General features: G+C 46.2%; 7 protein-coding genes. All 7 read right to left on the bottom strand.

All coding sequences use genetic code 11. The annotated features are described in order from the left end of the window. Window positions 1–237: 237 nt before the first annotated feature. Window positions 238–723: a hypothetical protein gene (locus tag NBH07_RS20775; RefSeq protein ID WP_007844621.1), complete on the bottom strand. Its 486-nt coding sequence runs from the start codon at window positions 721–723 to the stop codon at window positions 238–240. Window positions 724–777: 54 nt separating this feature from the next. Next, entirely contained in the window at window positions 778–1,803 is a 1,026-nt protein-coding gene (locus tag NBH07_RS20770) for a toprim domain-containing protein (protein WP_122128844.1), read from the bottom strand. A 125-nt stretch (window positions 1,804–1,928) separates the two neighbouring features. Then, window positions 1,929–2,348 carry a hypothetical protein gene (locus tag NBH07_RS20765; RefSeq protein WP_008781143.1) on the bottom strand — a complete coding sequence of 140 codons (420 nt, stop codon included), beginning with the start codon at window positions 2,346–2,348 and terminating at the stop codon, window positions 1,929–1,931. A 22-nt stretch (window positions 2,349–2,370) separates the two neighbouring features. Next, the gene (locus tag NBH07_RS20760) at window positions 2,371–4,317 is read right to left on the bottom strand and encodes a type IV secretory system conjugative DNA transfer family protein (protein ID WP_122128845.1); all 1,947 of its coding nucleotides are present in this window, start codon (window positions 4,315–4,317) and stop codon (window positions 2,371–2,373) included. 11 nt (window positions 4,318–4,328) lie between these two features. After that, window positions 4,329–4,712, bottom strand: coding sequence for a single-stranded DNA-binding protein (locus tag NBH07_RS20755; RefSeq protein WP_008771429.1), 384 nt, complete (start codon window positions 4,710–4,712; stop codon window positions 4,329–4,331). After that, entirely contained in the window at window positions 4,690–5,883 is a 1,194-nt protein-coding gene (locus NBH07_RS20750) for an ArdC family protein (RefSeq protein ID WP_122128847.1), read from the bottom strand. Before NBH07_RS20750 ends, NBH07_RS20755 begins: the two co-directional genes overlap by 23 nt. Before the next feature lie 3 nt (window positions 5,884–5,886). Then, window positions 5,887–6,072, bottom strand: a complete 186-nt coding sequence (locus NBH07_RS20745; protein ID WP_005868897.1) for a hypothetical protein — start codon at window positions 6,070–6,072, stop codon at window positions 5,887–5,889. Window positions 6,073–6,089: the final 17 nt, after the last annotated feature.

Raw genomic sequence — 6,089 nt, 5'->3', positions numbered from 1 at the left:
AAAGAGTAGGTATAGACGAGAAAGTATTACTCGAAAAACGGATTACAAGATACAAACGTGAATTAGAACGAATTACAGGCACACATATAGAAATTGGCAATGCATGTGTTCCATAGAAGAAAGGATGGTAGTGTAATGAATAGCCCACACATTTAAATGTGTGGGAGTTCTTTTTGGGAATACGCCCCAAAAAGAACCCAAAAAACGTTGTCGCTACAACACATCGTTACGCTCGGATTATTTGCTTGCCGGCTTTAGTTTTCCGATACATTTTTCCATGTCGGGGGACAATAGGAAAGAAGCCGTCTTTTTCTGCTGCACCCCTGAGTGTGGCTGGATGATGGCATACCTGCATTTTAATATCTTGCCGATAACTTCCGTACTGTCACGGTGCAGGTAGTTGGCTTTCATGGCATCCGTTGCTTTCAGGCTTTTTTCGGCTTCCATATAGGCGGAAAAGGACGGTTTGAATAGGGCACGGGGACTTTCCGCTTTCTGTATGACAGCGGATAATTGTGCGCTTTTGTTGTTCAGATAGCGCAGGCTGTCCGATACGGTGACATCTTCTGTTTCCAGCACTTCCAGTAGTTCGAACTTTAAATCCGTCCAGGTACCGTGAGAATCTGTCTGAATCCATTCTGCAATGGCTTTCTCATAGCCGGGTTTGCTGCATGAGGAAAAGGCAATGAGCAGCATATAAAAAAATAAGTGCTTGATATTCATATTGACCTGATTTTATTGGTTGTTGTATTTATGTGATTGAGCAAATCTATGAGGTTACTGGCCGCCATCCGTGGAGGTATAGATGCCACACGAGACTTTCAAATCATCGTTCCAATCCTTGTTTTCCGAAAGTTCGACGTTCTTCAGTTCCTGTACCTTGTTGCGGAGTTCATCGTTGCTCAGGCTTTCGACATCAGTCGTATCGCCATGAAAGTAACGATGCAGCCATAGGGTGTATTTGTGTCCTTGCTTGTCGTTGTCAAAGATGCTCCGAAGCTCCTTTACCTGGTTTTTGTCAAGAATCAGGCGTAATAGCCTCATTTGTCCTTCCGTGAATGTCCCTTCCGTAGATACATATACGAGATTGAGGTCGCTTCCGGAATGGCATAGCTGATAGTGGGAGATACAGTCGATAAATGACTCCCCGATGTATAGAATGTCTATCGGGCGGCTTTTGTCATGGTTGCTGGTCGCCAGACAGTCGAACTTGCCACCGAGAATACCCTTGAACGCCTCATTCCGCTGTGAAATGGCTTGTACACCGTTTTCATTGTACATCTTGATACACACGTTTTGGTAAATACTCCCTTTGTTCTTTACTTCACGGATAAAGAAAGTGTCTTTGAAGAACCGGCTTTCGATGCTTTCTTTCAAGATACCTCTTTTTGAGAGATAGTTTCCTTTGTAAGTTTGCAGTTGGCGTAGGTAGAAATGCAGTTCGTCCGTTCCCATGCTTGTGTTACCGACTTCATACCGGCTTTTTTCGGGTGTCGTGATGCGGTTGGTGTTGATGTAGTTCTGAAGGATCTCTCCCACCTCGCGCAAGGTCGGCATTTTTCCGGTTGTTTCAAATAGATGTTCCTGCATCAGATCCATGATGCTTCGGCCACGCACGCTGTCGCTATGCACGTCCCAATAGGTATATTGGTTCTGTGAGTTCCGCTTGATGACGATGGTATGCGTTCCGTTGCTCATTTTGGGACAAGAGTTGGAAGAGCCTTCCACGATTTTCCATCCCAGCTCCAGCAGGAAATCGGGCAGAGAAATGGTTGTTTTTATCTGATTGAAATCGACTTTCATACGATTGACTGGATTAGTTGAATCTCATTTTATCTGAGTTTAGATTATAAATGAGAAAGATTATCTTTCATAAAGATAATAAATATCATCTAAATACGAAAGAGAAAATATATGTTTTTTTGATTTTATTTTACGGTACTGTAAACCAAATCTACCGTGTTGTCTATACTGGGAACGGCCTCTAGCTGTTTACTCTGGTTGAACACGCTTTCACCGTCTTTCTTTACTTGCAGGGTGATGGTTGCGTTCTCTTTGGAATAGAGGATGCCTTGCACGGTAATTTGGCTGACCGGCTTTTCCGTACTGTATTCCACTTTATCGGTGAAGGTCTCATCTACGGAAAATGCGGAGGTGCCGGTGCGTTTGTTCCTGAATTTCACGCCGTCAAGATTGTATATATGTACACTGCCTTTGGGTGAGGTGCCGGTTACGGCTACGGTGATGTGATACATACCGGCTTTGTCTGTTTCCGGTTGGATTTCCTCTCTGTTGCATGAAGCCGCCAATAAGCAGGCTGCCACTAATAATGAATGGATTTTTCTCATGGTAGGATTCTTTTGTTGAATGTTATCGGATGATTTTTTGTTCTGTCTTATGTGTCCCGGCTGCCGGAACTGCTGACTTTTCTTTTAATTTATCCTCTATCTTTTTAAGGATAGCGTTGACATCCTCAATGATTTTGATGTAGTTCTGCTGGATAATCTCTTCCAAGATTTCCAGTTCCATCTCTTCTTTGCCGTTGCCTAGTTTGACCGGTAAGGAAAAACGGGGTATCTCCTTCTCTTCAAAACGGCACATATCCATCTGCACGTTGAAGAATGGAGGCTTGCCTCCGGCAATCTTGCCGATGAAGTGCCCGGCTGCTTGCCCGGCAATGTCCCTTGCCTTTAAGACCTTTTCCTTTTGCAGGCTCTCCGTGACACTGTTACTGCCACCGGTTTGGTGCGAGTAAGATTCTTGTGCCTCTTTCTTCTCCCCAAGCAAATTCTCGATGTCCTTGGCGGTCTTCTCGTTTCCGGTCATGCCGTAAGCCTGCGTTCCGCAGGAGGCTTTCAGTATGTTGGCACTTTTTTCTCCATAATCCCTGACCGCTTGGTTGAAGTCCTGCACGGCGAGAATGGTGGCGACATTGTGTTTCCGGGCGGTACCTATGAAAGTGTCTATGCCTTGTAGCAGGATGGTCGGAAACTCATCTACCATGAATACGCTGGTTGCTTTGCCGGGATTGTTCATCTGTGACATCAAGACACTGCCTATACAGGAAATGGCAGGGGAAACGGCTTCCTTGATGGTCGGCGCATTCCCTACACATAGAAGGGTTGGATGTTCTTTGTTGGTAATATCCAATGAAAACTCTTCTTCGGGAAGTGGCGACAACACCCAGAAGATATATTTGTTATTCAGAAGTACTAACGGAGTCTGTGCGGATGATACGGCACCGGCTGTCTGTTGCTGCGCGCCCAGCTTCCAGGCGGTCAGCATTGAAGACATGTTCAATGCGATTTCAGGATCTTCCGACAGCCAGTGGAATACCAGGTTGCTGTCTGAAAGGGCAAGGGCTATCACATGGGGCAGCGTACAGATTCCTGACTCTCTCTCCTTGAAACATTTGTAGGCGATTGAATAGACGTAGTTAATGGCATTGTTGGCCCAAAAGTCTGTTTTTTCTTTCCAACTGGCTTCCAGATTTTTCATCAGCGTGATGATGATGTTACGGATGAATAGCGATTCGTTGCCCTTTGACATATATTTCGGAGAGAGTACGTTTACCCTGACCGTGCGTGACATATCCACGAAATTGATATAGGCGAAACGGGGTGTCTCCACTCCTTTAGCCCGGAAGTATTCAATGCTTCCGTAGGCGATACGTGAGAGGATGGGTGACTTGTCCTTGGTGGGATCACCCTCCCAGTCGTACACGAATCCGGCATAGTTGCGCTCGGCGCACTGGTAGATGATTCCCTTGATCCAGCTTTCCGATTTACCGCTTCCCGGACCGCCGTCAATATAGACATTCTGCTGCGGCTTATGGATGACCAACGGCCCGGAGGCGGTCTCAAAGCGGAAGTAGAAAGCTGATTCTTCCCGGCTTAACCCGAAAATGCTGTCATCGGATTGGGCATGGCGCCGGATGAAATAAGGCAGAGTCTTGATGACAAGCAACGTGTACGCCACAAACACAGTAGGAAACACAAATAGGTTATACCACGCTGATAACCGGCTGAATCCGATAACCAGCATGGATGCCGAAACCAATGTCATACTGGTGTAAACCCATTTCTTGTTTTCGTCTTTCACCTTGCCTACCGGGAAGAGAAAAGCAAGACCGCCGATCAGGATGACGTAGAGAAACCGGAATAGGGCATCCTTTTCCATCAGCCTTTCCCACATGGCCGGATTACGTAGTGGAGCGTATAATCCCGTAACGATAGCCCACTGAAACATTACGGCTGTCCCGATGAGCGTGGATAGCAGGATCAGGATGAATGACAGGTCTTTCTTCTCTCTTTCCATGGCCGTTGCAGTTATTGGGGTTGTCCGGTTGCCGTTCCGTCACCGTTCTCTTTTTTCTCAGCCTTTCCCAGTAGCTCAATGCGTGAAACGGTCAGGCTGACGGATGGGATGTGGCTACCGTCATCCTTCTGGAATACATCGGCATACACATCGCCGCAGACATATACCTGTGTTCCTTTTTTCAGATACTCAAAGACCTTACTCTCGTAATTTACGAAGCAGCATACCCATAGGGTCTGTTCCTCGTTGTTCACGTTCTTGTACTTGGTGGATACATGGAAGTTGAATCCTTTTCCGTTCTTGTTCTGCCGGGCATCCGCACCGACATAACCGATAATTTGTCCTGTAAACATAATGATGGTTTTTAAAAGTTTATAATCCGAGCTGTGGCTCATTCGTATTTTTCATGGCCGGTTCCGCTTCCATGACAGGCAGCGAAATGCCGAAAGTGCCGTATAGTGTTTCAAGGTTGCTTGCCGTGGGATGGTTGGCGGCGAGGCTTTCCAATTGTCGGGATGAAGGAATAAAACCTTCATTCTTCATCTGCTCCAATACCGGACGGTTGTCTTGCAGGACGGCCAGCGTAAACCGTTCCTCCGGTGTGAGGTACTGTTCCATCCGTGAGGCGTGTTCCTGAATCATATTACTGGCTTTGCCTACATCGGCAAGGATGTTATAGATGAATTTGGGATCTTCTTTCAAGGCTCCCAGCCAGTTCTTTAGATACATGGCATTCTCTTCCCGGATATAGGTGGATATTCCCAGGCTTTGCCCGACGGTAGCGGAGGTGAGTTCGGCAACCAGTTCCTCTTTGGCATATTGCTTGTCTCCGAAAATCACACCTTTTTCCCGGTTCAGATGCTCAGGCTCCCCAGTCGAGTGCGCCATCTCATGAAGTAGTGTGGAGTAGAAATTCTCTCCGTCCTTAAACTGCCCCTTCAGGGGTACGACGATATGGTTATCTTCTCCCCTTGCATGGTAAGCACTATTTCCTTCCTTGGAATAAATGGGGCAGATCCATTGCTGTTCCCGTACCATCGCATCAATCAGAGGCACGGTGAGCATCCCTTGCTCGTCCTTGATGGCCGGTATCTTGAATTGCTCCTTCAATGCTTCCCATTTCTCCGGTTTCGTTTCCTGAAGATTGGTCTGCTGTACGTTGAACACATTGTATGTCTTCAGAAACGGCGTGACCTTATATTCCTGCTGCTCGTTTTTATCCAGGTTCTTATATACGTCGAAAGGTATTTTCTTTCCGTTCTTGTCTCTTACTGAGAAATTCCAGTAAATGACCGGGAATGACTTTTCTCCTTTCAGTATGTTAAGGCCGTTGTCTTTGGCTTGCATGAAGGTCATATAGACCGGCAGGCTGTACTGCTCTTTTTCCGAAAGTAGAAACAACATGAAGGAATTTACTCCGTTGTAGGTTCTTCCCTCGATATTTTGCGGAAGTCCCCCACCCTTTATCCCGAACCAAGGCTTCTGCCAGTTGTCTTCCACCTGCTTTATCTTTTCGATCATCAGTTCGGCGAAACGCTGTAATGCTTTGTCACTTGCTGTATCCATGATTTATTGGTATAGATTTCTGTTCTCGTAATCAAGCAGCCATTCTCTGGCCGTTTGGTTGTTTGTCTCTTGTTGCTTGGCAGCCATCTCTTCTTGATAGGCTTGTGCAAGCTCTTCCTGTGCAAGTAGAAACTCTAAGTCACTGATTTCTCCTGCAATGTTTTTCTGTACTAATTCATCGTAATCCATAATTCCTGATTTTTTAG

This window comes from Parabacteroides sp. B2-S-102 (assembly GCF_023656665.1).
Classification (GTDB): domain Bacteria; phylum Bacteroidota; class Bacteroidia; order Bacteroidales; family Tannerellaceae; genus Parabacteroides; species Parabacteroides distasonis.
The sequence above is the reverse complement of the archived record's forward strand: the minus strand, read 5'-3'. Positions and strand labels throughout refer to the sequence as shown.

Bases quoted from the DNA above. Each gene is read 5' to 3' on its own strand.
- NBH07_RS20770 (WP_122128844.1), bottom strand. From the start codon at position 1,803: ATGAAAGTCGATTTCAATCAGATAAAAACAACCATTTCTCTGCCCGAT.
- NBH07_RS20750 (WP_122128847.1), bottom strand. From the start codon at position 5,883: ATGGATACAGCAAGTGACAAAGCATTACAGCGTTTCGCCGAACTGATG.
- NBH07_RS20745 (WP_005868897.1), bottom strand. From the start codon at position 6,072: ATGGATTACGATGAATTAGTACAGAAAAACATTGCAGGAGAAATCAGT.
- NBH07_RS20760 (WP_122128845.1), bottom strand. From the start codon at position 4,317: ATGGAAAGAGAGAAGAAAGACCTGTCATTCATCCTGATCCTGCTATCC.
- NBH07_RS20775 (WP_007844621.1), bottom strand. From the start codon at position 723: ATGAATATCAAGCACTTATTTTTTTATATGCTGCTCATTGCCTTTTCC.
- NBH07_RS20755 (WP_008771429.1), bottom strand. From the start codon at position 4,712: ATGAGCCACAGCTCGGATTATAAACTTTTAAAAACCATCATTATGTTT.
- NBH07_RS20765 (WP_008781143.1), bottom strand. From the start codon at position 2,348: ATGAGAAAAATCCATTCATTATTAGTGGCAGCCTGCTTATTGGCGGCT.